Source organism: Marinomonas atlantica (genome assembly GCF_001639725.1).
Lineage (GTDB): Bacteria > Pseudomonadota > Gammaproteobacteria > Pseudomonadales > Marinomonadaceae > Marinomonas > Marinomonas atlantica.
Genome location: NZ_LTAW01000007.1, coordinates 68327 through 93834 on the forward strand (window position 1 = coordinate 68327; position 25508 = coordinate 93834).

The 25508-nt window shown below is 43.7% G+C and carries 29 protein-coding genes; 18 read left to right on the forward strand and 11 right to left on the reverse strand.

The features are described 5' to 3' along the window. Nucleotide 1: 1 nt before the first annotated feature. The gene (locus AYW75_RS13460) at nt 2-3835 is read left to right on the forward strand and encodes a YhdP family phospholipid transporter (protein WP_067100306.1); all 3834 of its coding nucleotides are present in this window, start codon (nt 2-4) and stop codon (nt 3833-3835) included. A gap of 17 nt (nt 3836-3852) precedes the next feature. Next, a complete protein-coding gene (locus tag AYW75_RS13465; protein ID WP_067100309.1) occupies nt 3853-4683 on the forward strand; it encodes a carbon-nitrogen hydrolase family protein in 831 nt (276 codons plus the stop codon). Between the two features lie 3 nt (nt 4684-4686). Here AYW75_RS13465 and yjgA read toward each other — a convergent pair whose 3' ends face one another. The 9 genes from yjgA to AYW75_RS13510 all read right to left on the reverse strand — a co-directional run bounded on the left by yjgA (nt 4687) and on the right by AYW75_RS13510 (nt 11665). Then, nucleotides 4687-5217: a ribosome biogenesis factor YjgA gene (yjgA, locus tag AYW75_RS13470; RefSeq protein WP_067100312.1), complete on the reverse strand. Its 531-nt coding sequence runs from the start codon at nt 5215-5217 to the stop codon at nt 4687-4689. 12 nt (nt 5218-5229) lie between these two features. Next, complete coding sequence (gene mgtE, locus AYW75_RS13475) at nt 5230-6582, reverse strand: magnesium transporter (RefSeq protein ID WP_067100315.1); 1353 nt, start codon at nt 6580-6582, stop codon at nt 5230-5232. Between the two features lie 5 nt (nt 6583-6587). Beyond that, nucleotides 6588-6857: an HPr family phosphocarrier protein gene (locus AYW75_RS13480; RefSeq protein WP_067100317.1), complete on the reverse strand. Its 270-nt coding sequence runs from the start codon at nt 6855-6857 to the stop codon at nt 6588-6590. Nucleotides 6858-6867: 10 nt separating this feature from the next. Further along, the gene (locus AYW75_RS13485; RefSeq protein WP_067100320.1) at nt 6868-7317 is read right to left on the reverse strand and encodes a PTS sugar transporter subunit IIA; all 450 of its coding nucleotides are present in this window, start codon (nt 7315-7317) and stop codon (nt 6868-6870) included. An 11-nt stretch (nt 7318-7328) separates the two neighbouring features. Beyond that, complete coding sequence (locus AYW75_RS13490) at nt 7329-8819, reverse strand: RNA polymerase factor sigma-54 (RefSeq protein WP_067100322.1); 1491 nt, start codon at nt 8817-8819, stop codon at nt 7329-7331. Nucleotides 8820-8896: 77 nt separating this feature from the next. Next, on the reverse strand, nt 8897-9622 hold the full coding sequence (gene lptB / locus AYW75_RS13495) for an LPS export ABC transporter ATP-binding protein (RefSeq protein WP_067100325.1): 726 nt from the start codon (nt 9620-9622) through the stop codon (nt 8897-8899). Between the two features lie 5 nt (nt 9623-9627). Then, complete coding sequence (lptA, locus tag AYW75_RS13500; RefSeq protein ID WP_067100328.1) at nt 9628-10143, reverse strand: lipopolysaccharide transport periplasmic protein LptA; 516 nt, start codon at nt 10141-10143, stop codon at nt 9628-9630. Further along, nucleotides 10124-10705: an LPS export ABC transporter periplasmic protein LptC gene (gene lptC, locus AYW75_RS13505; protein WP_067100331.1), complete on the reverse strand. Its 582-nt coding sequence runs from the start codon at nt 10703-10705 to the stop codon at nt 10124-10126. Before lptC ends, lptA begins: the two co-directional genes overlap by 20 nt. Before the next feature lie 3 nt (nt 10706-10708). After that, nucleotides 10709-11665: a calcium/sodium antiporter gene (locus AYW75_RS13510; RefSeq protein ID WP_067100334.1), complete on the reverse strand. Its 957-nt coding sequence runs from the start codon at nt 11663-11665 to the stop codon at nt 10709-10711. Between the two features lie 163 nt (nt 11666-11828). Between AYW75_RS13510 and AYW75_RS13515 the strand changes: the two genes are divergently transcribed. The 10 genes from AYW75_RS13515 to AYW75_RS13560 all read left to right on the forward strand — a co-directional run bounded on the left by AYW75_RS13515 (nt 11829) and on the right by AYW75_RS13560 (nt 18902). Beyond that, the gene (locus AYW75_RS13515; RefSeq protein WP_231886216.1) at nt 11829-12626 is read left to right on the forward strand and encodes an ABC transporter ATP-binding protein; all 798 of its coding nucleotides are present in this window, start codon (nt 11829-11831) and stop codon (nt 12624-12626) included. Beyond that, nucleotides 12626-13408, forward strand: coding sequence for a lipid asymmetry maintenance ABC transporter permease subunit MlaE (gene mlaE, locus AYW75_RS13520; RefSeq protein ID WP_067100336.1), 783 nt, complete (start codon nt 12626-12628; stop codon nt 13406-13408). Before AYW75_RS13515 ends, mlaE begins: the two co-directional genes overlap by 1 nt. A 2-nt stretch (nt 13409-13410) precedes the next feature. Then, nucleotides 13411-13872 carry an outer membrane lipid asymmetry maintenance protein MlaD gene (gene mlaD / locus AYW75_RS13525; RefSeq protein ID WP_067100337.1) on the forward strand — a complete coding sequence of 154 codons (462 nt, stop codon included), beginning with the start codon at nt 13411-13413 and terminating at the stop codon, nt 13870-13872. Then, nucleotides 13872-14498: an MlaC/ttg2D family ABC transporter substrate-binding protein gene (locus AYW75_RS13530; protein WP_067100340.1), complete on the forward strand. Its 627-nt coding sequence runs from the start codon at nt 13872-13874 to the stop codon at nt 14496-14498. Before mlaD ends, AYW75_RS13530 begins: the two co-directional genes overlap by 1 nt. 1 nt (nt 14499) lies before the next feature. Beyond that, on the forward strand, nt 14500-14772 hold the full coding sequence (locus tag AYW75_RS13535; protein ID WP_067100342.1) for an STAS domain-containing protein: 273 nt from the start codon (nt 14500-14502) through the stop codon (nt 14770-14772). A 109-nt stretch (nt 14773-14881) separates the two neighbouring features. Beyond that, entirely contained in the window at nt 14882-15118 is a 237-nt protein-coding gene (locus AYW75_RS13540; RefSeq protein ID WP_067100345.1) for a BolA family protein, read from the forward strand. An 18-nt stretch (nt 15119-15136) separates the two neighbouring features. Further along, nucleotides 15137-16399, forward strand: coding sequence for a UDP-N-acetylglucosamine 1-carboxyvinyltransferase (murA, locus tag AYW75_RS13545; protein WP_067100348.1), 1263 nt, complete (start codon nt 15137-15139; stop codon nt 16397-16399). Nucleotide 16400: 1 nt separating this feature from the next. After that, entirely contained in the window at nt 16401-17039 is a 639-nt protein-coding gene (hisG, locus tag AYW75_RS13550) for an ATP phosphoribosyltransferase (protein WP_067037548.1), read from the forward strand. 3 nt (nt 17040-17042) lie between these two features. Then, nucleotides 17043-18353 carry a histidinol dehydrogenase gene (gene hisD, locus AYW75_RS13555; protein ID WP_067100352.1) on the forward strand — a complete coding sequence of 437 codons (1311 nt, stop codon included), beginning with the start codon at nt 17043-17045 and terminating at the stop codon, nt 18351-18353. A gap of 12 nt (nt 18354-18365) precedes the next feature. Next, entirely contained in the window at nt 18366-18902 is a 537-nt protein-coding gene (locus AYW75_RS13560) for an SRPBCC family protein (RefSeq protein WP_067100354.1), read from the forward strand. Between the two features lie 4 nt (nt 18903-18906). On the opposite strand, the gene AYW75_RS13565 is transcribed toward AYW75_RS13560, so the two are convergent. After that, the gene (locus tag AYW75_RS13565) at nt 18907-19968 is read right to left on the reverse strand and encodes a S1C family serine protease (protein WP_067100357.1); all 1062 of its coding nucleotides are present in this window, start codon (nt 19966-19968) and stop codon (nt 18907-18909) included. Between AYW75_RS13565 and AYW75_RS13570 the strand changes: the two genes are divergently transcribed. Beyond that, complete coding sequence (locus tag AYW75_RS13570; RefSeq protein WP_067100359.1) at nt 19967-20728, forward strand: Nif3-like dinuclear metal center hexameric protein; 762 nt, start codon at nt 19967-19969, stop codon at nt 20726-20728. The two genes, AYW75_RS13565 and AYW75_RS13570, sit on opposite strands and share 2 nt — an antisense overlap. 69 nt (nt 20729-20797) lie before the next feature. On the opposite strand, the gene AYW75_RS13575 is transcribed toward AYW75_RS13570, so the two are convergent. After that, nucleotides 20798-21241 (reverse strand): DUF1043 family protein, encoded by a 444-nt coding sequence (locus AYW75_RS13575; protein WP_067037559.1) that lies wholly within the window; start codon nt 21239-21241, stop codon nt 20798-20800. Nucleotides 21242-21371: 130 nt separating this feature from the next. Between AYW75_RS13575 and zapE the strand changes: the two genes are divergently transcribed. The 5 genes from zapE to AYW75_RS13600 all read left to right on the forward strand — a co-directional run bounded on the left by zapE (nt 21372) and on the right by AYW75_RS13600 (nt 25508). Then, entirely contained in the window at nt 21372-22481 is a 1110-nt protein-coding gene (gene zapE, locus AYW75_RS13580; protein WP_067100362.1) for a cell division protein ZapE, read from the forward strand. A 160-nt stretch (nt 22482-22641) separates the two neighbouring features. After that, nucleotides 22642-23070: a 50S ribosomal protein L13 gene (gene rplM / locus AYW75_RS13585; protein ID WP_067037564.1), complete on the forward strand. Its 429-nt coding sequence runs from the start codon at nt 22642-22644 to the stop codon at nt 23068-23070. A 15-nt stretch (nt 23071-23085) separates the two neighbouring features. Next, nucleotides 23086-23478 carry a 30S ribosomal protein S9 gene (gene rpsI / locus AYW75_RS13590; RefSeq protein WP_067037566.1) on the forward strand — a complete coding sequence of 131 codons (393 nt, stop codon included), beginning with the start codon at nt 23086-23088 and terminating at the stop codon, nt 23476-23478. Between the two features lie 198 nt (nt 23479-23676). Continuing rightward, nucleotides 23677-24273 (forward strand): ubiquinol-cytochrome c reductase iron-sulfur subunit, encoded by a 597-nt coding sequence (petA, locus tag AYW75_RS13595; RefSeq protein ID WP_067100364.1) that lies wholly within the window; start codon nt 23677-23679, stop codon nt 24271-24273. Continuing rightward, nucleotides 24273-25508 carry a cytochrome b gene (locus tag AYW75_RS13600; RefSeq protein ID WP_231886217.1) on the forward strand — a complete coding sequence of 412 codons (1236 nt, stop codon included), beginning with the start codon at nt 24273-24275 and terminating at the stop codon, nt 25506-25508. The genes petA and AYW75_RS13600 overlap by 1 nt, the downstream gene beginning before the upstream one ends.

The window sequence follows — 25508 nt, forward strand, 5'->3', positions numbered from 1 at the left end:
TATGCGGGTCATAAAGACAACGTTTAATTGCGCGTTTTGGGTGCTAGTCGCTACAAGTTTACTGCTGGCTGGCATTGTCTTGCTCGCAAAGGTTGGTTTGCCTTTAGTTAATGTTTATCAGCCTCAAATTGAGCGTAATTTGACGCAACTGACGGGTATGAAGGTACGCGTTGGTGAAGTGTTTGGTGAGTTAAATGGTGTCAATGTTGAGCTGAGAGGTTCAGGAATTCATGTTGACACAGCTCATCAAGCAAGTGCTATTAGCATTGAGCATCTCGCTCTTGAGTTAGACATCCCTCGTACGCTTTTAACTTTCTCTCCGCAATTTAAGAATTTATCAATATCAGGCGTGAGCTTATTGTTGCACGAAGATGGTACAGGTAATGTCGCCTTAAAGGGGTTGGCAGAATCCACTAAAACGTCAGGTGGCGATTCCGTTGCTATTTCACGGGTTCTTAATTACGCTGCGGATCAGCAGCAAATGTCTCTTATTGATGTAGATGTTAATATTTCTAGCCCTAGATTTGATGATTTAAACGTCTCCTTTCCAGCGACCTATCTAATCAAGCAGTTTTCTAAAACCCTTGTGCGCTCCGATATATTTGTTAACGACATGAACGAACCAGTTCAAGTGCGGGCTCAAATTAGCACAGATTTATCCAATTTCTTGCAGCAGCAAGTTGTAACTTATGTTGATGTGCCTCAGGTTACCTTGCCTCTTGATTGGGTGGGTATGGATGCGCTGAAGAGCTTGAGCTCTGTATCCTTAGCAGGCCAGTACTGGCTTACCTATCAGCCTGGAAAGGGCATTACAGCACAAGCTCGTAACAGTGCATTTGAATTGGCTTTTGAGGGCCAAGTGCCACTTAAGGGGCAAAGTGATTGGAAAATTAAATACACGCCTGATGGTGTCGATGCCTCCATTAATGGTTTGCGTTTAGATGATGGTGAGCATTCCTATCAAGATGTTCGTATTAATGCCGAGTGGGAGCGAAAGGGAAATCGTACTTTTGTTGTATTCAACAAAATGAATGCGCAAATTGCCACGCGTTTAGCATTGAACTTTGTGCCAAAAAGCTGGCGTCTAGCAAAAATTTTGACTGGGTTAGATCCTCACGGTGAAGCTCTTAATGCTTCGTTGCGTATTTGGGATGAAAGTGAAACTTTGAGATATCAGTATTTAAGTAACTTTATTGATGCGCAAGTTAATGGTTATAACGGTATTCCAGAGGTAAATAATGTAAGTGGTTTATTTTCACTTACGGATACCCAAGGTGGAATTGAATTTCATACTGACAGCAGCCAAATTGCGTTTCCAACTTTATATAACAGTGTGTGGGATATTGAAAGTGCAGCAGGTGAAATAAGTTGGGCCCGACAAGATAAAGCTTTTGTGGTGACAGGTCAGTCACTAAATATTCAGCGTAATGGAGCAACAATTCAGGGTGGCTTCCGTCTAGAGCAGCCTCTTGAAAATGGAGTAGGAGAAGACTCACTTGCACTAAATATTAATGCTCAGCATGTTAAAGAGGAAGACCGCTTTGTGTTTCTACCGCCCAACGTATTATCTGACTCTTTGGAGACATGGTTGAAGCAGTCTTTGGGCAGAGGTGAGGTTGAAAATCTTGATTTACTATTGCGAACAGGCTTAAAAAAAGGTGACCAGCCTCATGTGCGATTAGCTATCGATGCTAAGTTAGATCAAGTCACGTTTGATAAAAGCTGGCCCTCTGCTAAGGCAGTAGCGGGGCGCGTGGTGGTTGATTCAGATAAGGTCGATGTTGTCGTTAAGCGTGGTGTTTTTGCTGGATTACCGGTTAAAGATTTAAATATTGTAGTGCCACTAAAGGGAAGTCACTCTGGTTGGGTTGAGGTATCCGGACAGGTTTCGGACAAAGCCAATAATATATTGACTGCTTTGAATCAAACGCCATTAAAAGAGTCTGTTCTTGAACCCTTTGAGGCTTGGCAGATTGATGGCAGAGTTTCAGGTAATTTTGCTGTGGCTGTACCTATATCAAATCAACAAGATGAGCCTGAGGTATCTATTGATCTAGCTCTTTCAGATAATAATGTTCGAGTTTCTCAAGTTGAATTACCAGTGAAAGTTGTCTCTGGCGCGTTGCATTACAACGATCAAAAAGGTCTATACGATACTAATTTTAGCGTAGCAGCGCTGGGTGGTCATAGCAACATAGTATTGTCATCTGAACGGTTGCAATCAGGGGATCTTGCAGTTGATGGTCAGTTCGATGGGGTATTTGATAGTAAGCAACTAGCGAATTGGCGTGAGGCACCTAACCCTGTAGTGTCGCGTTTACAAGGCAAGGCGTCTTATCAAGCAACTCTTGCAATAGGGCGCTCTAAACCAGGGCAAGTGGATTTTAACGTCTCTTCCGACCTCAAAGGCGTATCGTTCGCTATGCCTTTACCTTTAGCAAAAAGATCTGATGAAATTAGACCAACAACGGTTTCCGTCACTGCGATGCAGGATGAGGTTTTTTTAGATGTATCTTCTGCGGATTGGCTATACGGAAAATTATTGATCGCAGAAGGTGTGTTGCAAGGTGGCAACATTTCGGCATTTAAACCAATTGCTAACGACACAGTAATTAAAAAAGGCATTGCACTTTTCGGTCAGTTTACTCAAGTTGACTGGTTGCTTTGGTCGCCTGTTATTGCTGAGTTTACTCGGCATGATACCGATATTGGGGCTGACTTAAGCGAAGAAGCTCAAGCCCTTAAAACTGAGTTGCCTGAATGGATACGCTCTGCTGATATAATTGTTGATAAGTTACCTATTAATGAAAGCAATGAGTTGAATAATGTTAAGATCGCTTATACTCGTGCCTCGGATGGCCATCCACTTGCAATAACATCCGATGAATTGAACGCAGTCTTACGACAAACAGATGTGGGGCCTGAGCTGTATGTCGCCTATCTAAATTGGCGAACTCAACAAGATGAAATCATTAATGTTCCTTCAGTTGATGAGGTGGCATTCCAACCCAGCATTATTCCGTCGCTCTCTCTTAAAGTTGATGAAGTATACGTTGACAATCGTCCATACGGCGATTGGCAGGGTAGAGTGGTGAATCTTGGTGATTCACTGCGTATAGATGATGTCTCAACTAGGCTGCCAAGCGGCCAATTTAATGGCCAAATTTATTGGCAAGGTGGATCCCAACAGTCTGTTAAGCTAACAATTAACGCAAAAGGTGAAAATGCTAGAGCGTTGACTAAAAAGTTCTCACCGACGCCATTTTTAACCTCAAAAAATTATGACATTGATGTGTCGCTCGAATGGGCTGATTCGTTGCTTTCATTTGATCGATCGTCATTAAATGGACAAATTAAATTCCAAGTGCGCGACGGTAACTTTAACCAAGTTGATCAATTACCTCCCTTCCTTCGTTTGTTGGGAATATTTAATGTAGATGCGCTGGCTAAGCGCTTAACATTTGATTTTTCAGATTTGTACGAGCCTGGTACACCTTTTGATCACTTTAGTAGCGTTTTAACTATTAATGATGGTATTTTGATTACCACAGAGCCAGTTAAGGTCATATCCCCTACGGCCGAAATTACCCTTGAAGGTTCCGCAAATCTAGTGACTGAAATTTTAAATGAGCGTCTGACTGCAACGGTTCCAATCAGCAGTGCTTTACCGGTTGCGGGTTTATTATTAGCGACGCCTCAGATAGCAGGCCTACTTTTTATTACTGATAAGCTCATAGGTGATCAGTTGTCTAAGGTGACAAGTATTCAATATAAGATCGAAGGTGATTTTAGTGAGCCAACAGTTACGGCTGTCCCTTATTCACCTATTAGGTAGTTTTAAGAGGGTTGACTATGTTTAACGTTTCTTTAATTCAGTTTACTAGCTCTGCCGACTGGCGTTGGAATTTAGAGCGAGCATTAGAGTTAATGTCTCAAGCGTTGGTTTTCAAGCCGAGCCTTATTGTTCTGCCAGAAAATATATTTCTATTTGATGCCAAAAAAATGCGTGAATTGGCTGAGGGGGAAGGAACAGAGATTATTCTGTCTGAAATTATGTCGTTTGCTCGTCAGCATCAGGTATACATAGTGATTGGCTCCCACCCAATGTCAAAGCAGCCTGATGGTAGTGATGTTAGGGGGGGCAGGGTAAGGCAGTCGTGTTTGATGATTTCACGCGAAGGTAAACTGGTTGCCCGTTACGACAAGGTGCATTTATTCGATGTCGTAGTCAATGACAAAGCGGCAGTATACCAAGAGTCGCGTTTTATTGAGCCGGGTGATGTTTCGACTGTGGTATATGATATCGAAGGCGTTAAAGTAGGTTTGAGTATTTGTTATGACTTGCGCTTTCCTGAGTTGTATCGCTGTTTGTTAGATCAGGATGCTGACTTGGTTATCGTACCTTCAGCGTTTACTCATAAAACAGGGGCCGCCCATTGGCATGCTTTGTTGCGAGCGCGAGCGATCGAGAATCAGTATTTTATGTTAGGTGTAAATCAAGCTGGTTGGCATAATGAGACTCGGCGCACTTTTGGAAATACGGTTGCCTACTCACCGTGGGGTGATATGTTAGGTTGTTTAGATGATCAAGAAGTTTCAGTGTTGAATGTGGCGCTCGACCTTGATGAGATTGTTAAGGTCAGACAGGCGATGCCTTGTAAAGGGCACCGCCGTATCTGCTAGGCTTTAAAGTAAGCCTAGCTTTGCGTCTTGAGCTTCGCGTAAGAACTTAAACAGTTTTTTACGGCTTGCTGTTGTCTTGTTTTGCTCAACTTCTTTTTTGGCCATGCGAACCAGAGAGCGCAGTTGTTGGATATCTACATGAGGGTTTGCATCAACATATTGGTCTAGTATTTCTTTGCCACCGTCACCAATTAAAGCATCGCGCGTCCCTTCCAGTTGATGGAAGCGCTTATTGTTGGCTGCTGATGTGCTATCGAATAACTCTAAGCGAGCAGCAATCGCGTCCGCATCTTCGGTCCGCATCACTTTACCAATATATTGTAAGTGGCGGCGTTGTGCGCTCCATTGTTTGATTCTGTCTGCTTCTACTAAAGCATCGCGCATAGTGTCAGACATCGGCACTTTTTTGCGCTGTGCTGGATTTAGCTTGATTAGCTTTGCGCCCAAATCTTGTAGTGCTTCCATTTCCCTCTTGATCTGGGTTTTGCTTTTGTATTCTTCTTCGTTTTCGTCGTAATATTCAAAATCAGTCATGGTTAATTCGTTCTATATTAAAAATAATGTCGCCAATCCAAGGAAAGACAAGAAGCCAACAACATCGGTAACGGTAGTTAAAATAACGCTACCAGCTAGGGCTGGGTCGATTCCTAATTTCTTCAGGGCAATTGGTAACAGAGTGCCCGTCAAGGCGGCAAAGAGTAAATTGATTACAATAGCGCCAGCGATAACATAGGCAATTCTTATGTCATCAAACCAAACGACAGTGAGCATCGCAATTACGGTAGCCCATACTATACCATTTATGAGGCCTACAATGACCTCACGATTTAGTAGCCATCGGGCATTTGATGAACCTATCTGGTTCAGTGCAATGCCACGAATCACAAGTGTTAATACCTGTGATCCAGCGATGCCTCCCATACTTGCTACAATAGGCATAAGGATAGCGAGTGCAACGACTTTGTCCAATGTATCTTGGAAAAGTCCAATAACGTATGACGCAATAAATGCCGTAACAAGGTTTATACCTAGCCATACCGCGCGGCGGCGTGTTGTTTGCATAATTGGCGCAAACGTATCTTCGTCATCGTCTAAGCCGGCCATCGATAACATAGAGTGCTCTGCTTCATCGCGTATGACATCTACCACATCATCGATCGTGATGCGGCCGAGCAGTTTTTTGCTGTCTGGATCGATGACTGGGGCAGAGACCAAGTCCATTTTTTCAAACAGTTCAGCTACTTCAGTGGCCGTTTGATGTGCGAAAATGACATCACAGTCTGTTTCCATAATGTCTCGAACAGTTGTGTCCGTGTCGGCAACCAATAGCTTACGCAGTGGTAGAATGCCTAAAAAACGATCTGAGCGGCTAACTACTAATAAGTTATCAGTCATTTCAGGAAGTTCATTATGTCGCCTTAAAAAGCGAAAGACGATATCGATGGTAATATTTGGACGAATAGTGATGGTGTCTGTATTCATCAGACCACCAGCCGAATCCTCTGAATAGCTCATCAAAGATTCCATACGTGCACGATTTTGTGCAGTCATGGAAGCTAAGACTTCTTTTACAAGCGTTTCAGGTAGCTGTTGAAGAATGTCGGCTAAATCATCGTTATCAAAGTGTTCAGAAACCGCGAGTAGACGCTCTCTGTTCATGGATTTCATGAACTGGACGCTGATTTCTTCTGAAACGTATTGTAAAACGTCGCCTTGATTGTCGTGGTTTATTAAATCCCACAACAGTTTACGTTCTCTTGGAGGGGAGGATTCTAAAAGACGAGCAACATCCTGCGCAGGCAAAGCACCATTCAGCAAATAACGAATTTGCATCGTCGTTCCGTTCTCAAGTGAATCGGCGACGGTTTGTAAGTGTTCAAGCGTAGTTTGGTCGCTCATATAGGCTATTCGCCCTCACCAAATCGATCATTGATTAATGCGATCACGGCTTCCATAGCAACGTCTTCATCTTCACCGTTAATTTTCACATTAATCGTAGTTCCCTTAGCTGCTGCCAGCATCATCATTGCCATGATGCTTTTACCATCGACATTACGACCTTCTTTTTCAATGGTCACATCGGAGTTGAAACGGGTTGTTGTTTCAACCAATTTTCCCGCAGCTCGGGCATGCAGTCCCAGTTTATTAATTATCTCTACTGATTGTTCCAGCATAGTGATGTCCTTATACCAATGATTCAAACGCTGCTAATAAATCGCCGTTGGTTTGTTTATCACGTAGTAGCGTCAGTTTATCTTCAGACTGAGCCAGCTCAGCAATCTGTGCTAATGTTGCTAAGTGTTCATCACACTGTTTTGGGGGTACTAACAGAGCAAAAATCAAGTCTACAGGGCGCCGATCAATGGCATCAAAATCAATCGGAGTTTCGAGTGACATTAAAACGATGGTAGCTCGATTCACTTGCTCTAGTCGGCAGTGAGGTATAGCAATGCCATTGCCGACACCAGTACTACCTAGTTTTTCTCGGCCCAAAAGTGCGTCGTAGACTTCATCAGCGTTGCAGTGCATTCGATCGCCAACGGATTCAGCCAACTGCTCTAGCAAACGTTTTTTGCTAGAGATTTGTTGTTTAGCAAATACTAACTCAGGCTTGACTAAGTTTTTAACAGACATTGTTACGGCCTTTAAATAAGTCGTTTCCGCTCGTTTGATGGCGGAATGTTCATAGCTTCGCGATATTTTGCAACGGTACGTCTAGCAACTTGTATGCCTTGCTCAGCAAGAATAATTGCCAGTTTGTTATCGCTTAAGGGTTTCTTAGCCGGTTCTTCTGCCACTAGCTTTTTGATCATTGCTCGAATCGCTGTAGATGAGCATTCGCCGCCAGAGGCAGTGTTCACATGGCTTGAGAAAAAATACTTGAGCTCAAAAATACCACGCGGAGTATGCATGTATTTTTGTGTGGTGACACGTGAAATTGTCGATTCATGCATGCCAACTTCTTCTGCAACATCGTGAAGCACCATAGGTTTCATGGCTTCCTCGCCAATTTCAAAGAAATCGACCTGTTTAGAAACAATGCAACTAGCAACTTTTAGCAGAGTTTCGTTACGACTTTGCAGGCTTTTTAAGAACCATTTTGCTTCTTGAAGAGAATTCTTGATGTAGGAAATATCTTCGCTCGAAGCTTTAGTGTTCACCATTGCGGAGTAGGTTTCGTTAATTTTTACTGGCGGCAGGGCGTCATTGTTTAATTCTACTTGCCAAACATCATTATGTTTTTTTACAGTCACGTCTGGAATGACATAGTCAGTGTCGCTAGTGTCTATGGCTGATCCAGGTCTCGGGCTTAGCTGTTGAATAAGGGTAATGACATCTTTTAAGGCATCTTCTTTTAGCTTAGTTTTTCGACTTAATTGGGCATAATCACGGTTGCCGAGTAATGCTAAGTGTTGGTCAATGATGTTAAAAGTAGAGCGATATAAGGGGTGCTCTTTAAAGCCCTCTAATTGTACCAACAAACACTCACGTAGATCTTGCGAACAAACACCAACGGGGTCAAATCGTTGTAAGCGGTGCTGAACGGCTTCAATTTCATCGAATTCTAGATCTTCTAATTCTTTACTTAGCGACGTAAAAATGTCATCTAAGGTTATAGATAGGTAACCATCGGTTTGGACGCTATCAATGATGGCGTAGGCAATTTCAATGTCTCGATTAGACATATGAGTTAAATTTAACTGCCAAATAAGATGATCTTGGATATTTTCAGCTAGGGCGTTACGGCTGTCAAAATCTTGCTCCCCGTCATAGGAAGGAACGTCTGCCGCAGCGGCTGAATTTTGATAAGTATCATCCCAGTTGCTATCAATAGATAGTTCATTAGGGATGCTTTCTGTCCATTCGGATTCTACTTGGGGTGGTTCTTCAGAAGCTGTTTCAATCGTTTCTTTTTGAGAAGTCTCATTAACACTGGATGAGTCGCCTTGTTTGATTTCTGCGTCAGACTGAAAGTTTTCGTCTTCGTCTAGTTCAAGCAATGGGTTAGACTCAAGAAATTCGTGAATTTCCTGCTGCAAATCGAGCGTAGACAACTGAAGCAGTTTGATCGCCTGCTGCAATTGCGGAGTCATGGTTAACTGTTGACCGATTTTAAGTTGCAAAGACTGCTTCATAGCGCAACTCTTATATTATGAGGTTTTTGGAATGACTTGTGCATAGTACTCCCTTTTTGCCCGAAAAATAAGGGGGCTTATAGTTTGAAGTTGTCGCCCAAGTAGATTTTTTTGACCTGTTCGTTATTGATAACTGATTCAGCGTCGCCTGAGGCAATGATGTGCCCGTTACCTACAATATACGCTTTGTCACAGATATCTAAGGTCTCGCGAACGTTATGGTCAGTGATCAGAACACCAATGCCGCTACGTTGTAAGTGTTTGATGATTTCTTTAATATCGCCAACTGAGATGGGGTCTACGCCTGCAAAAGGTTCATCAAGCAACACAAACTTCGGATTCATCGCTAGCGCTCGAGCTATCTCAACACGACGGCGCTCTCCGCCAGATAGGGCCATGCCCAAATTCTTTCGAATATGAGTGACGTGGAATTCTTCTAAAAGGCTTTCCATTTTTTCTAGTCGTTCTGACTTTGAGAGTTCTTTACGTGTTTCTAATATGGCTAGAATGTTGTCTTCAACTGACATTTTTCGAAAGATAGACGCTTCTTGCGGTAGATAGCCGATCCCTTTTTGCGCACGAGAGTGCATAGCGTCTTTAGTGACATCTTCGCCATCGATAAAGATTCCGCCAAGATCATTAGACACCATGCCAACGATCATATAAAAACAAGTAGTCTTGCCTGCGCCATTAGGGCCGAGTAAACCAACGGCTTCTCCTGAACTTACTTCGAGTGATACGTCTTTTACAACCTGTCTTTTCTTATAACTTTTAGCTAAGTTTTTCGCTTGAAGAATTGCCATGAAAATTATTCTGCTTGATCAATAAGGGTAGGCTGTAAGGTCATATTTACGCGACCGCTACCACGGTTTTCGGCCTTAAATGTACCGTCGTTCAAAAGATAATGAATATAGTCCGCTGAAATTTCATCTTCACCGCGCTGCAAATAGCCATTGCTGTGTATTTCAAGCTGTCCTTTGGTGACATCATAATCTAAAGAATTTCCATAGGCGTTCATGGTATTGCCCGCTTGGTCTAGCTGCTGCGAGAACTTTGAGGGTGAGCCTTTAGCATTTAAAGCTCTAAAGTCACCTGTTTCAGGATCCGTCATAATTGACAAGTCTTGAGCTTCAATTAATATGCTGCCTTGTTTTACGACAACGTTACCACTGTAATTAGCGGTGCCTTTATTTTGATCGAAAAAAGCTGAATCAGCTTCGATGCTGATGGGCTGTTGCCTGTCGTTCGGTAAAGCATAAGTCGCACTACACGATAAGATGAGAGCAACACTTAAAATTGCATTTTTAGTTGGTTGGAGTTTCATATTGTCCTGTTACGCCTCCGCTTAAAATGGCGGTTTCTTTGGCTAAGTCAAAGCTTATTGTATCGGATTTGGTTGTCCCTTGGGGTGTAATAAGCTGGCTTTGCTGAGTTCCTACGATGGTTTGGCTTTCGTCATTGTAAGTGATTGTGTTTGCTTTGATCTTTGCTGTCTCAGTTTCATTTTTGAAGCTTGTTATTTGCGCGTTTATGCTCAGCGTGAAGCTGTTTGAGGTGTCATTAATAAACCCTGTTTCAGCGCTTGCAATAGAGCTGCTATTACCGTCTATTCTAGTAATGACTGGATGGTCTAAGTCCGTTTGCTTCTGCGTATAATGATTCGCTATGTCTGCCGTAACGTTCTCTGTCAACTGTCCGTTAAGGCCAAAAGATTTCACTGTAACGCCTTCTAAAAAGAAGTCAGGTGCATTAGACAGCTTCTGCTCTTCTAAAATGTACAGGGTAGGGCGATTACCTAACAAAAACACCACTACAAAGATAATGACTAAAGCAGAAAGCCCTGCTATGCCTTTAGGGTTCAGTGTTTTTTTTAAAAAATCCAGCATGGGTTATCCTGAAACTGCCAGTAGGTAAAGGTATGCGCCATAGCCGCCCAACAAAGGGATGGCAAACCATCGCGGAATGCTAACGCTACGATGCTTGGAGTATACGATAACTGCTAAGGCAAACAGTAGTGTAAAGCCCAACATCCACCAATAGTCACGATTGATAACGGTTGCTTCAATCATTCCTGGAGCAATTAATGCCGGTAGTGGAAGCACGGTAGCAAGGTTGAAAATATTCGAGCCGAGCACGTTGCCGATCGCAATGTCGTGGTGGCCTTTACGTACACTTGTAATGGAGGCAGCCAGCTCAGGAAGGCTTGTGCCGATGGCTACAATGGTCAGGCCAATAACGAGATCAGAAACCCCTAGTGCTGAAGCGATGCCAACAGCGCCCCAAACCAATAATTTTGAGCTGCCAATTAATACTGCTAAACCTGCGATTGCAATCAGCACTGAGCGCGTGACACTGCCGCCATCGTCTTCAGGTAATTCTCCAGTTAACTCATCTTCAAGGTTTCCTGAATTGCGTAGCAATAAAAACAACACCACAAAAAAAGCAATTATTAATATAATGCCATCTGTCACACTTAAAGCTTGGTCGAGTAGGAGTACGCCAGCAAGAATTGTAACCCCTAATACCAGAGGGATTTCTTTTTTGACTAAGCTGCCGTTAATAGGAACGGCAGCAAGCACAAGGGTGGCACCGAAAACTAAACCGATATTGGCGATATTCGATCCGATCACATTACCTACTGCGATACCTGGTGCATTGTCGAGAGCTGCGATAGCGGAAACGACCATTTCTGGAGCAGACGTACCCAGTGCGACTAAAGTGATACCTATCACAATAGGGCTTACATTAAGTTTTTCGGCAACTAGTGCGGCGTGTTCGATAAACTTATCTGAGCTTAGTACGAGTAATATGAGACCAGCAATTAGGGCTGCGGAGAACAAGAGCATCTGCTTTATACCTGATGAAAAGTGAGAGTTTTGTAAAACGCCCCATTTAATGTGGTTTATTGAAGGATTTCAAGACTTGCATGAGCGTAACGAATTTAGTTGGCGTATCTTTTACTATTACGCGGTGCTAGTATCCATCCGATTTTGTTATAGGGAGTCGTCTGTGGAAGTATATATTGACGTTAAAAATTTATCCTTTAGTCGAGGTGGTCGTGCCATTTATGACGATGTTACCTTACAGATTCCCAAAGGAAAAATTACCGCTGTCATGGGGCCGAGTGGCGTAGGTAAAACGACACTGCTTAGATTGATTGGTGGGCAAGTTATGCCAAACAGTGGCACGGTTACTGTCGACGGTGTGAATATTGCTCAAGCCTCCCGAAAAGAATTATTTGAAGCGCGTCGTAGAATGGGGATGTTGTTTCAAAGTGGCGCATTATTTAGTGACATGAGTGTCTTTGAAAATGTGGCGCTTCCACTTCAAGAGTACACTGATTTCGATAAAACCATGATCCGCGATATTGTGCTGATGAAGCTGCAAAGTGTCGGGTTGCGTGGCGCTGCGCATTTAATGCCCTCTGAGTTGTCTGGTGGTATGGCTCGTCGAGCGGCCCTAGCTCGTGCTATCGCGTTAGATCCTGACCTCGTTATGTATGATGAACCCTTTGCTGGTCAAGATCCTATTTCAAAAGGTGTGCTAGTTGAGTTAATTCAGCGACTCAACCGCGCTGCGAACATTACCAGCGTATTGGTGTCTCATGATGTAGAGGAGTCACTCAGCATTGCAGATCATGTGTGTCTGCTTTCTGGCGGTAAGGTGATCTTATCAGGCACACCCGAAGAGGTGCGATCATCAACAGATGAGCGTGTAGTGCAGTTTTTACAAGGGCATGCTGATGGTCCGGTTGCTTTTCATTATCCTGCACCTGAATATCGCGAGCAGCTGTTGGAGCGTAATTAATGGGATTGGTTAAAAATTTGTTTGCTGGCGTCTATGGCTTTATTGAATCGTTAGGGCAGTCTGGCATATTTCTTTTTCAATCGTTGTTTCGTTTGCCTATTCGATGGGGAGAAGCAATTCGCTTGTATGTCCGTCAAGTTTATTCAGTTGGCGTTTTGTCACTGATTATCATCATTGTATCTGGTGCCTTTATAGGTATGGTTTTGGCGCTTCAAGGTTACAGTATTTTGACCAGCTATGGTTCAGAATCGGCAGTAGGTCAATTGTTGGCGCTAACGCTTCTTAGGGAGCTTGGGCCGGTAGTGACAGGGTTGTTGTTTGCGGGTCGAGCTGGTTCAGCGTTAACGGCTGAAATTGGCCTTATGAAAGCCACTGAGCAGTTATCAAGTTATGAAATGATGGGGATTGACCCACTGCGTCGAGTTATTGCTCCGCGTCTTTTGGCGGGTATTACCTGTATGCCTATTTTAGCGTTGATTTTCTCTGCTGTAGGTATTTGGGCAGGCATGATGGTGTCCGTGAATTGGCTGGGTGTGTATGAAGGCTCTTTTTGGGCAAGTATGCAGCAATCGGTCTTTTTTGATACAGACATAATGAACGGTATTATTAAGTCGTTTGTGTTTGCTATAGCCGTTGTCTGGATCGCGGTGTATCAAGGATATGTGTGTCAGCCAACATCTGAAGGTATTGGGCGCGCAACCACTAGAACGGTTGTTATGGGCTCATTGGCAATTTTAGGTTTAGATTTTCTGTTAACGGCAGCGATGTTTGGAGACTTTTAGTGATGAAGGATAAGAAAGCCGGTTTATTGGTTGGCATCTTTATGCTTTTAGGTGTAGCGGCCTTTATTTATCTTGCAATGCAGGTAAGTGGGCTCGCGTTTAATGATAAAACCCAAGGTTACACGATTCAGGCTAGATTTGATGATATTGGTGGTTTGACTGATCGCGCTAAAGTGACTATCGCGGGTGTGACAGTAGGTCAAGTAGAGAGTATTGAGTACGACAAAGAGTACTATATGGCCAAGGTAGTTATGACCATTTTCTCTGAGGTTGATAATATTCCGACGGATAGCTCGGTGGCTATCTTAACTAGTGGATTGATTGGTGAAAAATATCTGGGTATTTCAATTGGAGCAGAAGAAGAGGTTCTACATAACGGTGACGAGCTTTATGATACTCAATCTGCCTTGGTGCTTGAAAACTTAATTGGCCAATTTTTAATGAATGCGGGGAGTGACAACTAATGCGTAAACTTATTTTTGGTTTATTAAGTGTCTTGATGGTGTTTTCGTCAGCAGTCTTTGCGGCAGCAAACCCTGAAGGTGCTCGTTCAGAAGTGTTGCGTGTTGTGAGTGACTTTAAAACAAAGGTTGTTGATCAGCGTGAAGAGTTGTCGGCCGATCCTCAAAAGCTTCGTTCTACTATGCAGGAAATTATTTCTCCCGTGGTGGACTTTGATGATTTAGCTAAAAAAGTCATGGGCAAATATTATCGTCGTGCCACTGCGCAGCAAGTGTCCGATTTTGTTGAAGTGACCGAAGGTACGTTATTAAGAACTTACAGTGCGGCAGTCATCGACTTTGATCCAGAGCGACTAACAGTGTTGCCTTTAGCGCGTCAAAAACCAGGTAAAGAAGTTCGAGTCGATGCTAAGTTTCAGCTGAATGATGGCAGCCCTGTAGATATTGCGTTCTATATGGAGCCTAAGTCTGAAGATGGCTGGGTGCTTAGTAATGTTGTTATCAATAACATTAATTTTGGCCTAACGTTTCGCAAGCAGTTTGGCGTTATGATGCAGCAGAATGGTAATGATATTGATCAGGCGATTGCAGCTTGGCAGGCTTCATTGGCTTCGAGCGGAGAAGAATAGTATGGAAATGCACTCCTCAAATCAGGGGTGGCGTTTAGAGGGGCATTATACCGCTGACAGCTTATTAAAGATTAAGCAAAAGTTGATGCGACAAGAGACCCAGCAAGATGGTGTTCTTGATTTGTCTGAGTTGAAGTCAATTAATGCTCCCGTCATCGCGCTGATGATTGAGATAAGGCGTCACAGCGACTCCTTGACATTAAAAGGATGTCGAGAAGAATTTCGAGAAATGTTAAAACTCTATGGTGTCGAGTGCATCTTTCAGTTTGCATAGAAATCGTAAGCAGGAGGAAACTCCTGTTTTTGCGTTATAAAGCTGACAAAAAGATGATTGGGTAAGGTACAATAACTGTATAGAACATTGGATAAATATTGGAGTTTTTGTGAACGCCTCCGAAGTGAAAGCTTTATTAGAATCAAAAATTGAAGGTAGCCAAGTAACCTCTCAGGGTGAAGGCTGTAATTTCCAAATAATTGTGGTAGCTGCAGCCTTTGAAGGCCTAAATACCGTTAAAAGACAACAGCTTGTTTACTCTCATCTACAAGACGCTATTTCATCGGGTGCCATCCATGCGGTAACCATGAAAACTTACACGCCAGTTCAATTTGAAAGTCTTTAAAATCTAAGAGAGATGTAAATGGATAAATTGCTGATTACTGGCGGTAACACTCTTAATGGAGTTGTGCGTGCGTCAGGTGCAAAGAATGCTGCCCTACCAATCCTTGCTGCGACACTGTTAACCAAGGACCTTATTACAATCCGTAACTTGCCGCACCTTCATGACATCACAACTATGTTGGAGCTTTTAGGCTCAATGGGATGTGGTGTTGTTGTAGATGAGCGTATGAATGTTGAGCTTGATGTTTCTTCGCTGGATAACTGTGAAGCACCTTATGAGCTTGTGAAAACAATGCGAGCATCAATTTTGGTGTTAGGCCCTTTGGTGGCACATTTTGGTCGTGCGGTGGTGTCTCTGCCTGGTGGTTGTGCGATCGGTAGTCGTCCAGTGGACTTGCACCTTCGTGGCTTAGAGGCAATGGGTGCAGAGATCATAGTTGACAATGGTAATATTATTGCCCAAGTAGATGGCCGTTTAAAAGGAGCTCGTATCTTCTTTGATAAGGTGACGGTTACGGGGACAGAAAACCTATTGATGGCAGCAGCCTTAGCAGATGGAACGACTGTTCTTGAGAATGCTGCTCGTGAGCCTGAAGTTGTTGACTTGGCCGAATGCCTAATCGCTATGGGTGCAAAAATTACGGGCCATGGTACCGATACCATTACTATTGAAGGTGTGGAACGTTTGTCTGGCACAACCTATTCAGTAATGCCTGATCGAATTGAAACAGGAACATTCTTGGTTGCTGGTGCGATCACGGGTGGTAGAGTTCGAGTGATCGATACTGATGTAGACAGCTTAGAGGCTGTGCTTGCAAAACTTGAAGAGGTTGGTGCTAAAATCACCTGTGGCGATGACTGGATTGAGTTAGATATGGAAGGTCATCGACCAAAAGCAGTCAATATTTCAACTGCGCCATATCCGGCTTTTCCTACAGATATGCAAGCGCAATTCATGGCGCTTAATGCTGTTGCAGACGGTGTAGGTAGTGTCATTGAAAATATTTTTGAAAATCGCTTCATGCATGTCAATGAAATGATGCGCATGGGAGCAGACATTGAAGTGAATGGCAATACGGCAATTGTTCGCGGCAAAGAAAAATTGCAAGGTGCGCCTGTGATGGCAACAGATTTGCGTGCGTCAGCTTCGTTGGTGTTGTCAGCGCTTGTTGCTGAAGGCGAAACAAAGATCGATCGAATTTATCACATCGACCGCGGTTATGAGTGCATCGAGGAAAAGCTAGGTGCATTGGGTGCGAAGATTTCAAGGGTTCTGAATTAATATGAGCGAAACCTTAACGATAGCGCTATCGAAAGGGCGCATTTTAAAAGAAACGCTTCCTCTGCTAGAGAAGGCGAATATTTTTCCTCTGGAAGATATTAGTAAAAGCCGTAAGCTTATTTTCGACACTAATCACGAGCACATTAAGCTTGTGATCCTGCGAGCGACAGATGTACCAACTTATGTAGAGCATGGTGTAGCGGACTTTGGTGTTGCGGGTAAAGATGTGTTGATGGAAGCGAATACAAGCAACCTATATGAACTTTTGGACTTGAAGATTTCCAAGTGTCGTTTGATGACGGCAGGTGTACAGGGGCAAGAATTGCCTAACCGCCGCTTGAAAGTCGCGTCTAAATTTACCAAAACGGCAAAAGCGTATTTTGCTGAGCAAGGTATTCAGGCTGATGTCATCAAACTTTATGGCGCAATGGAGTTGGCACCGATTATGGGGTTAGCTGATTTGATCGTTGATATCGTCGATACTGGTAATACATTGCGTGCAAATGGCCTTGAGGCTCGAGACTTGATTGCTGATATCAGTACGCGTCTTGTAGTGAACAAAGCGGCCTACAAAACCAAGTATGAGCACATTCAGCCTATTCTAGATATGTTGAATGGTGCAGTGTCTGCTGAGGTATAAGATATGCAATTAAATATAAGACAGTTTTCATCAAAGGATGCGAATTTTCGCAAAGACTTAGAGCAATTGCTGTCATGGGAAAGTGTCTCCGATACGCGTGTCCAGAAAAGCGTCGAAGAGATTGTCAGCCGTGTTCGCCTTGAGGGGGACGCGGCACTGATTGAGTTGACGAATAAGTTTGACCGCCGATCGGTCTCTTCTGCAGCGGAGCTTGTCATTGAAGCCGATGAGTTGGCGAAAGCGGCTGAGCGTGTTGATAGCAAAATTGTAGATGCGCTAAAGCAAGCTGCTGAGCGTGTTAAGAGCTACCACGAACGTCAAGTTCAGCCTTCTTGGCAATACGAAGAAGCAGATGGCACGATCTTAGGTCAGCAAATTACGCCGTTAGATCGTGTGGGAGTTTACGTACCGGGTGGTAAAGCTGCGTACCCGTCTTCCGTATTGATGAACGTTATGCCGGCAAAAGTTGCTGGAGTGGGTGAGATCGTTATGGTCGTACCAACACCGGACAGTGAAGTAAATGATATCGTGTTAACTGCTGCGCATGTGGCAGGGGTTGATCGTGTGATTACTGTGGGTGGTGCGCAAGCTGTTGCAGCATTGGCTTACGGCACGGAAACGGTACCAAAAGTTGATAAGATTGTAGGTCCTGGCAACATCTATGTGGCAACCGCTAAACGCATGGTTTTTGGTGCTGTTGGTATTGATATGATTGCTGGCCCATCTGAAATTCTTGTGGTAAGTGATGGTGAGTCCAACCCAGACTGGATTGCGATGGACTTGTTTTCGCAAGCTGAACATGATGAAGATGCGCAATCTATCCTGATTAGCACAGATGCTGCTTTTATTGAGAAAGTAAAAGCATCGATGGAGCGTCAGATTGATGATATGTCGCGCCAAGAGATCATTAAAACCTCTTTAGAGGGGCGTGGTGCATTGATTCATGTTGAATCGATGGAAGAAGCTGTGGAAGTAGCTAACATCGTTGCTGCAGAGCATTTGGAATTGTCTATTGCAAACCCAGAAGAATGGGTGGATAAAATTCGACATGCTGGTGCGATCTTTATGGGTCGTTATACGCCTGAAGCGTTAGGGGATTACTGTGCAGGTCCAAACCATGTTCTGCCAACATCTGGTACAGCACGGTTCTCTTCGCCATTAGGTGTTTATGACTTCCAAAAACGTAGCTCAATCATCTTCTGTTCGCATGAAGGTGCTAGTGAAATGGCAAAAATTGCCTCTCCGTTGGCTCGTGGCGAGTCACTTGAGGCGCATGCTCTTTCCGCTGAGTTCCGTATGATCGATAAAGCCTAAGGGGTAGAATCGATGCAGCCAACACAAGCGCTTGTGTCACTGCGATTTATAACCCGCATTGCGGCAGTCATTATATTAATGGCCGTTGCTGTGGGTTTTTTTCTGCCTGCTGACTATCGAATTGAACGTAACATTGCCGTTTCCAGCGCTAAATATGATCTGCTACAAGAACGTTTATATCATCCCGCTGCGTGGGTTGAATGGATGCATATTGAATCAGGAGATCTAGTGCTTGAAGAGGGTTCTAGAGCATTAGCCCCAGGCGATCGTTATTTGATTGTTTATGATGCTGAGGCAACCAAACAGGGTTCAATTGTAATTGATTCAGTTTCCAGCAACTCAATTGAGTTTACTGTTCAGCCAAATCAGAAAACGCAGTCAATTCCTAATGTGTTAAATATTACCACTTCAAATACTGGTGAAACTCAGCTGCAATGGGTCATTGAAGGTGAATTGGATGCTGGCTTCTTAAGCCCGTACTTGGCTTTAGTGGCAAATCGTATTGCTGGGAGCAATATTGAAGCAAGTTTAGCGAATCTTAATCGGTAATCGATTATTCAACTGCCTGCATCGCAGGCAGTTTCTCTACCAAAGCTTTCGTTATAAAGCTTTGCGTACCTCGGATGCCTTTAATTGTAACGCGTTTGCCGGGTGATAAGCTTGAGACCAGCTGCTGCGCGTTGTGTGCACTAAGGTCAGTATGATCATCGATCGCTGTCAAGATATCTCTAGCGCGTAGTCCTGCTTTGTCTGCTGGGCCTTCTGGAATAGTGCTTGTGACAATGAGCCCTTCCGCAGTAGGTAAGTTTAACGCAATAGCGACTTGAGTATTGTTTTCTTGTACTTGTAAGCCAAGGTAGCCACGAACGACACTGCCATGCTTAATGATAGATTGCATAATGCTGATGGCATCATTAATGGGAGTGGCGAACCCTATGCCTTGAGAGCCGCCGGAGCTTGAATATATTGCTGAGCTAATGCCGACCAGTTTCCCCTTTAAGTCTACTAAAGCGCCACCTGAGTTGCCGGGGTTGATGGCTGCATCTGTCTGAATAAAGTTTTCATAGGTGTTAAGGCCAATGCTGTCCCGACCTTTTGCACTGATGATGCCTGCGGTGACCGTTTGACCTATGCCAAATGGATTACCGATGGCGAGTATCTGATCTCCGACACGAATATGATCACTGTCTCCCAAATGAATGGGGGTGAGATTACTTAGCTCAATTTTTAATACTGCAAGATCTGTCGCAGGATCACTTCCTATAAGTCGGGCTCTTGTCTGTCTTTGATCGTTTAGTGAGACAATTACAGTGCTGGCACCTTGGATAACATGGTGATTTGTTAAGACATAGCCATTATCGGTGATAATTACACCTGAGCCTAGGTTAGTGATTTTTTGGTTGTTGGTGTGATTGAAAGGTGAGTCTTGGTTAGAAAAAGTGTAAATGTTTACCACCGAACTGGCGGTTTGTGCTGCAGCGTTTGCAAAACTTTGCGAGCCTTCATTTTGAAAGTGCTGAATAAATAATAGAATAGTGCCAAGCCATAAGCCCAATAGTCCCCAGATGAGGCTATTGCGATTTGTTAAGATGTTTAATGCATTAGGAGTTTTCATGAATAGAACAGAACTTGAAAGAAAATTAACGGCACTCTATCGGCCGCGTGTCTTTAAGGATTATGCGCCTAATGGTTTACAAGTGGAAGGCAAACAAGAGATTAACAAGATTGTAACGGGTGTAACAGCTTCTATGGCGTTAATTGAGGCTGCAATTGAGAAGCATGCTGATGTAATTATTGTTCATCATGGTTACTTCTGGAAAGGTGAAAGTGAAGAAATTGTTGGTATGAAGTATCGCCGTATTTCTGCTCTGATAAAAAATGATATTAATTTATTTGGTTATCATTTACCAATGGATGCGAGCTTACTAGCAGGTAATAATGCCGGTTTGGCGCGTGCGCTTGGGTTAATGGAGTTGAGGGCGCTTGAAAAAGAAAAGCCCTTGGAAGAAAGTATTGGTGTTGTTGGTCGAATTCATGAAGGGGTCTCTCCAGCCGATTTTAAGGCAAGAATTGAAGCCGCTGTAGGGCGTGAGGTTTTGTTTGAGTCTGTCTCTGATGATCTCATTACTGAAGTTGCGTTATGTACTGGGGGGGCTCAGGGCTACATAGATAAGGCTGTGGCTGCTAATGCGGATGTTTTTATCACGGGAGAAGTGTCGGAGAAAACGATCCATACAGCCCGTGAAGAAGGTATTCACTTCTGTGCCGCAGGTCATCATGCAACAGAATGCTTCGGGCCAAGAGCACTGGCAGAATATATTCAAAAAGAGTGGGGCGTGGATTGCGAATTTATTGATATTCCAAATCCTGCTTAACATAAAAAAGCCTGCTTTAAGCAGGCTTTTTTATGTGTATAGATTTAGCTGTTAGCAACAAAACTTTAATTAAATAGCGCGGCTTGGTTCTTCAGAGGCGTTGCGGTGCAGGCCATAGCTTTCACTAAGTGTGCCCTCATCGCTAGATTCTTTGGCAGCGTAATCTCGCGGTGGCGCAGTGGTGAACTCTGAGTCCGAATCGGTCTCTTTAGTCTCTTCCGGTTTTTCTAGTTCAACGGTCGCCAATGATGAAGCGCCTTCTAGTACGGCTTTACGAGCGTCAGCTAACTTTTTCTCTGCAGCAGAGATGTGCGCATGCAGCTGTAAAAAATGATCATCAGCCAATACTTGGCGTCGTTCTAGTTCTTGCTGCAAAGCTTCAATGGTTGCGCCGGCAGAGCGGTGTTTATCGCTCGAGCCTTTTTTGCTAAGTGAGCGGAAAATCAATGCGCCAGCAAAACCAATAATGATGCCTGTAACAAAGACGATAATATCGAATACTTCTAGTTCCATGGTTTACTCCCAAAAACAGCTTCGATAATTATAACGGAAATACACCATAGGAAATATAGGGAATAGTGAGGTTTCTGTATCAATTTGGTAAGATGTCGCAATCTAACATGCAATGGTGTATTCCCAGACAATGACCCCGTTATCGAAATATCAGGAAGACTTAGAGCGTCCAGACTTTAATTATGATCCAGCGCAAGAGGAGGCTGTGCAGGCCCTACAGGATTTGTATGAGCGTATTGTCGCAAATGGATCAAGTGTCGTTAAACCACAGAAATCTCTGTTTGGGTTTTTTAAGAAAAAGCAACCAGAGATTAAAGTTGAGCAAGGTTTGTACTTTTGGGGTGGTGTTGGTCGAGGTAAAACTTATTTGATGGACACTTTTTATGAGTGTCTACCGATAGAGCGCAAAATGCGCTTACATTTCCATCGTTTTATGCAAATGGTGCATCAAGAGTTGCGTAAGCTTAACGACACGAAGAACCCATTGGAAATAGTTGGCAAACAAATATCCGAAAAAGCCCAAGTATTATGTTTTGATGAGTTTTTTGTAACGGATATTACCGACGCGATGATTCTGGCTGGTCTTTTAGAGCAGTTATTCATCAACGGCACAGTGTTGATTGCGACCTCAAACATTGAGCCTGATGGTCTTTATAAAAATGGTTTACAGAGAGCGCGCTTTTTGCCAGCAATTGATCTTGTCAACAAGCACACTAAGGTGATGAATGTTGATGGCGGTGTGGACTACCGCTTACGCACATTGAAACAAGCAAAGTTGTATCATTTTCCATTGTCAGAAGAATCACAAGGTGCGTTATCTGAGCGTTTTCTGAGTTTGGTAGTGAATCGAAATAATGTCGATGAAGGCGGCGGTGTTGAAATTGAAGGCCGTACAATACCTCTATTGCGCAGCTATGATGACGTTGCTTGGTTTGATATCAAGGCTCTTTGTGATGGCCCGCGTAGTCAAGTAGATTACATTGAAATTGCGAAGCTTTACTCAACGATCATTATTTCAGATTTGCCACAGTTTGATTCTTCTCGTGACGATATGGCGCGTCGATTCATTAATTTGATTGATGAGTTCTATGACCGCCATGTAAAAGTCATTATTTCTTCTGAAGTCGGCATTGCTGATATCTACACAGGTACGCGCTTGGCATTTGAATACGATCGAACAGTGAGTCGATTGCTTGAAATGCAGTCAGAAGAATATCTGTCATTAGAACACCGCCCTTAATTAACTTATTAAAACGCTTTAGTTTTATAGTGTATTTGGTTATAATTCGCGCGCTCTGAAATTGAGTATGTGTACGTTATGAAATCACCTTGTGATCGCATAACCAATAATAATAGGTATTGACATGCGCACTCGCATGTAAATGATAAAGGGTTTTTTAATGAAAACTTTTACTGCAAAACCTGCTGAAGTTCGCCGCGACTGGTTCGTGGTTGATGCCGAAGGCAAAACTCTTGGTCGTTTGGCTACAGAAATTGCTCGTCGCCTGCGCGGTAAGCATAAAGCAGAATACACTCCTCACGTTGATACTGGCGACTACATTGTTGTAATCAACGCTGAGAAAGTACGTGTAACTGGTAACAAAGCTGCTGATAAGAACTACTACCGTCATACTGGTTATCCAGGTGGCCTACGTTCTATGAGCTTTGAGAAGTTGATTGATCACGCTCCAGAACGCGTTCTTGAAATCGCTGTTAAAGGTATGTTGCCTAAAGGTCCTCTAGGCCGTGCAATGCACAAGAAAATGAAAGTGTATGCAGGTACAGATCACCCGCACACAGCTCAACAGCCACAAGAACTTAACATCTAATACGGGAAGGTCAATATGTCAGCTACTCAATACTACGGAACAGGTCGTCGTAAAACGTCTACTGCTCGTGTATTTCTTAAAGCGGGTTCTGGTAACCTAGTTATCAATAACCGTTCTCTAGAGCAATACTTCGGTCGCGAAACTTCTTGCATGGTTGTTCGTCAGCCACTAGAACTAGTTGATGCAACTGAAAAATTCGACGTATACGTTACTGTAAGCGGTGGTGGTATTTCTGGTCAAGCAGGTGCTATCCGTCACGGTATTACTCGTGCGCTAATGCAATACGATGAGACACTACGTCGCAGCCTTCGTGCCGCTGGTTTCGTTACGCGTGACTCTCGTAAAGTTGAGCGTAAGAAAGTCGGTCTACGTAAAGCACGTCGTCGTCCTCAGTTCTCTAAGCGTTAATTTTTACTACGCTTCGTATTTTCAAAACGCCTGCATTGCAGGCGTTTTTTTATGTCTCAAATCAGTGTTTTGTGAATGTGCAAAAATGTTGCCTTGTCTACAAAATGCCTTTCCCATACCATCCTTTAAAGCATTCAAATCCTTATTGTTTTTATGGGTTTGAACTCGTTGACAGTAAATTGGTGGGAGAGAACCATAATGAGTCAAAGCGGCGTGAATGAAGGCCGTCGTCGATTTCTACTGGGTGCAACCAGCGCAATAGGCGCAGTGGGTGCAGTAGGGATTGCAACGCCTTTTGTTGCCTCATGGAATCCAAGTGCTAAAGCGAAAGCGGCTGGGGCACCGGTGAAGGCCGATATTAGTAAATTAGAAGTGGGTCAGCAAATGATCGTGGAGTGGCGTGGTCAGCCTGTATGGGTTGTTCGTCGTTCTAAGGAAGCAGTTGCAGATTTGTCCAAATTAAATGATCAATTAGCGGATCCAGAATCTGCTGTTGAGCAGCAGCCAGAGTACACGCAAAACGAATACCGCTCAATTAATCCTGAGTTCGCTGTTTTGTTAGGGATTTGTACACACCTTGGTTGTTCTCCTACCTATCGACCAGAAGTTGCCCCGGAAGATCTTGGTGATAACTGGTTGGGTGGTTTTTTATGCCCATGTCATGGTTCGCGTTTTGATCTCGCAGGCCGAGTTTACAAGGGGGTCCCTGCGCCAACTAACCTTGTTGTGCCGCCGCACCGTTTCCTTAGTGATGCGGTCATTGAAGTTGGTGTCGATACTGGAGGTAACGCGTAATGGCTGTTATGAAAAACTTCATGGCGTGGGTGGATGCTCGTCTTCCAGTGACTCAGGCCTTCGAAAAACACATGAGCAAGTATTACGCACCTAAGAACCTAAACGTTCTTTATTTGTTTGGTGTGTTGTCTTTATTGGTATTGGTTAATCAACTACTAACAGGTGTTTGGTTGACGATGAGTTATAACCCATCGGCTGAAGGCGCATTTGCTTCAGTAGAATACATCATGCGTGATGTAGAATATGGTTGGTTGATTCGTTACATGCATTCAACAGGCGCGTCAGCGTTCTTCGTGGTTGTATATCTGCATATGTTTCGTGGCCTTTTGTATGGCTCTTATCAAAAACCGCGAGAATTGGTGTGGTTGTTTGGTATGGCGATTTACTTGGCGTTAATGGCTGAGGCATTCATGGGTTATTTGTTACCATGGGGGCAGATGTCTTACTGGGGTGCTCAGGTAATCATTTCTTTGTTCAGTGCTATTCCAATGATCGGTCCAGACTTGGCACAATGGGTTCGCGGCGACTACTTGATCTCAGGTATCACACTGAACCGTTTCTTCTCATTGCATGTCATAGCATTACCTTTGGTGTTGGTTGCTTTGGTTGTTCTGCACTTGTTAGCACTTCATCATGTGGGTTCAAACAACCCTAAAGGTGTTGATATTAAGAAACATAAAGATGAAAACGGCATTCCTCTAGATGGTATTCCCTTCCATCCATTTTATACAGTGCATGACATTGTGGGTGTGGCGGTGTTCTTATTTGTCTTCTGTAGTGTGGTTTTCTTCTTCCCTGAAATGGGTGGTTATTTTCTTGAAAAGCCTAATTTTGAAGCGGCTAACGCCTTAAAGACACCTGCGCATATTGCACCTGTTTGGTACTTCACGCCGTTCTATGCCATTTTGCGTGCGGTAACGTATCCGCTATTTGGTCTTGATGCTAAGTTCTGGGGTGTGGTTGCAATGGGCGGCGCAATTGCCATTCTGTTTGTGTTGCCTTGGTTGGATCGTAGTCCGGTTAAGTCAATGCTTTATAAAGGATGGATGAGTAAAATCGCATTGCTTTTATTCTGCATCAGCTTCGTGATGTTGGGTGTGTTGGGTGTGTTGCCATCAACTGAAAGTCGCACAACGATGGCACAGTTAGCATCCGTCGTTTACTTCGCGTACTTTATTTTGATGCCGTTTTATACCAAGTGGGAAAGCACTAAACCGGTTCCAGAGAGGGTTTAA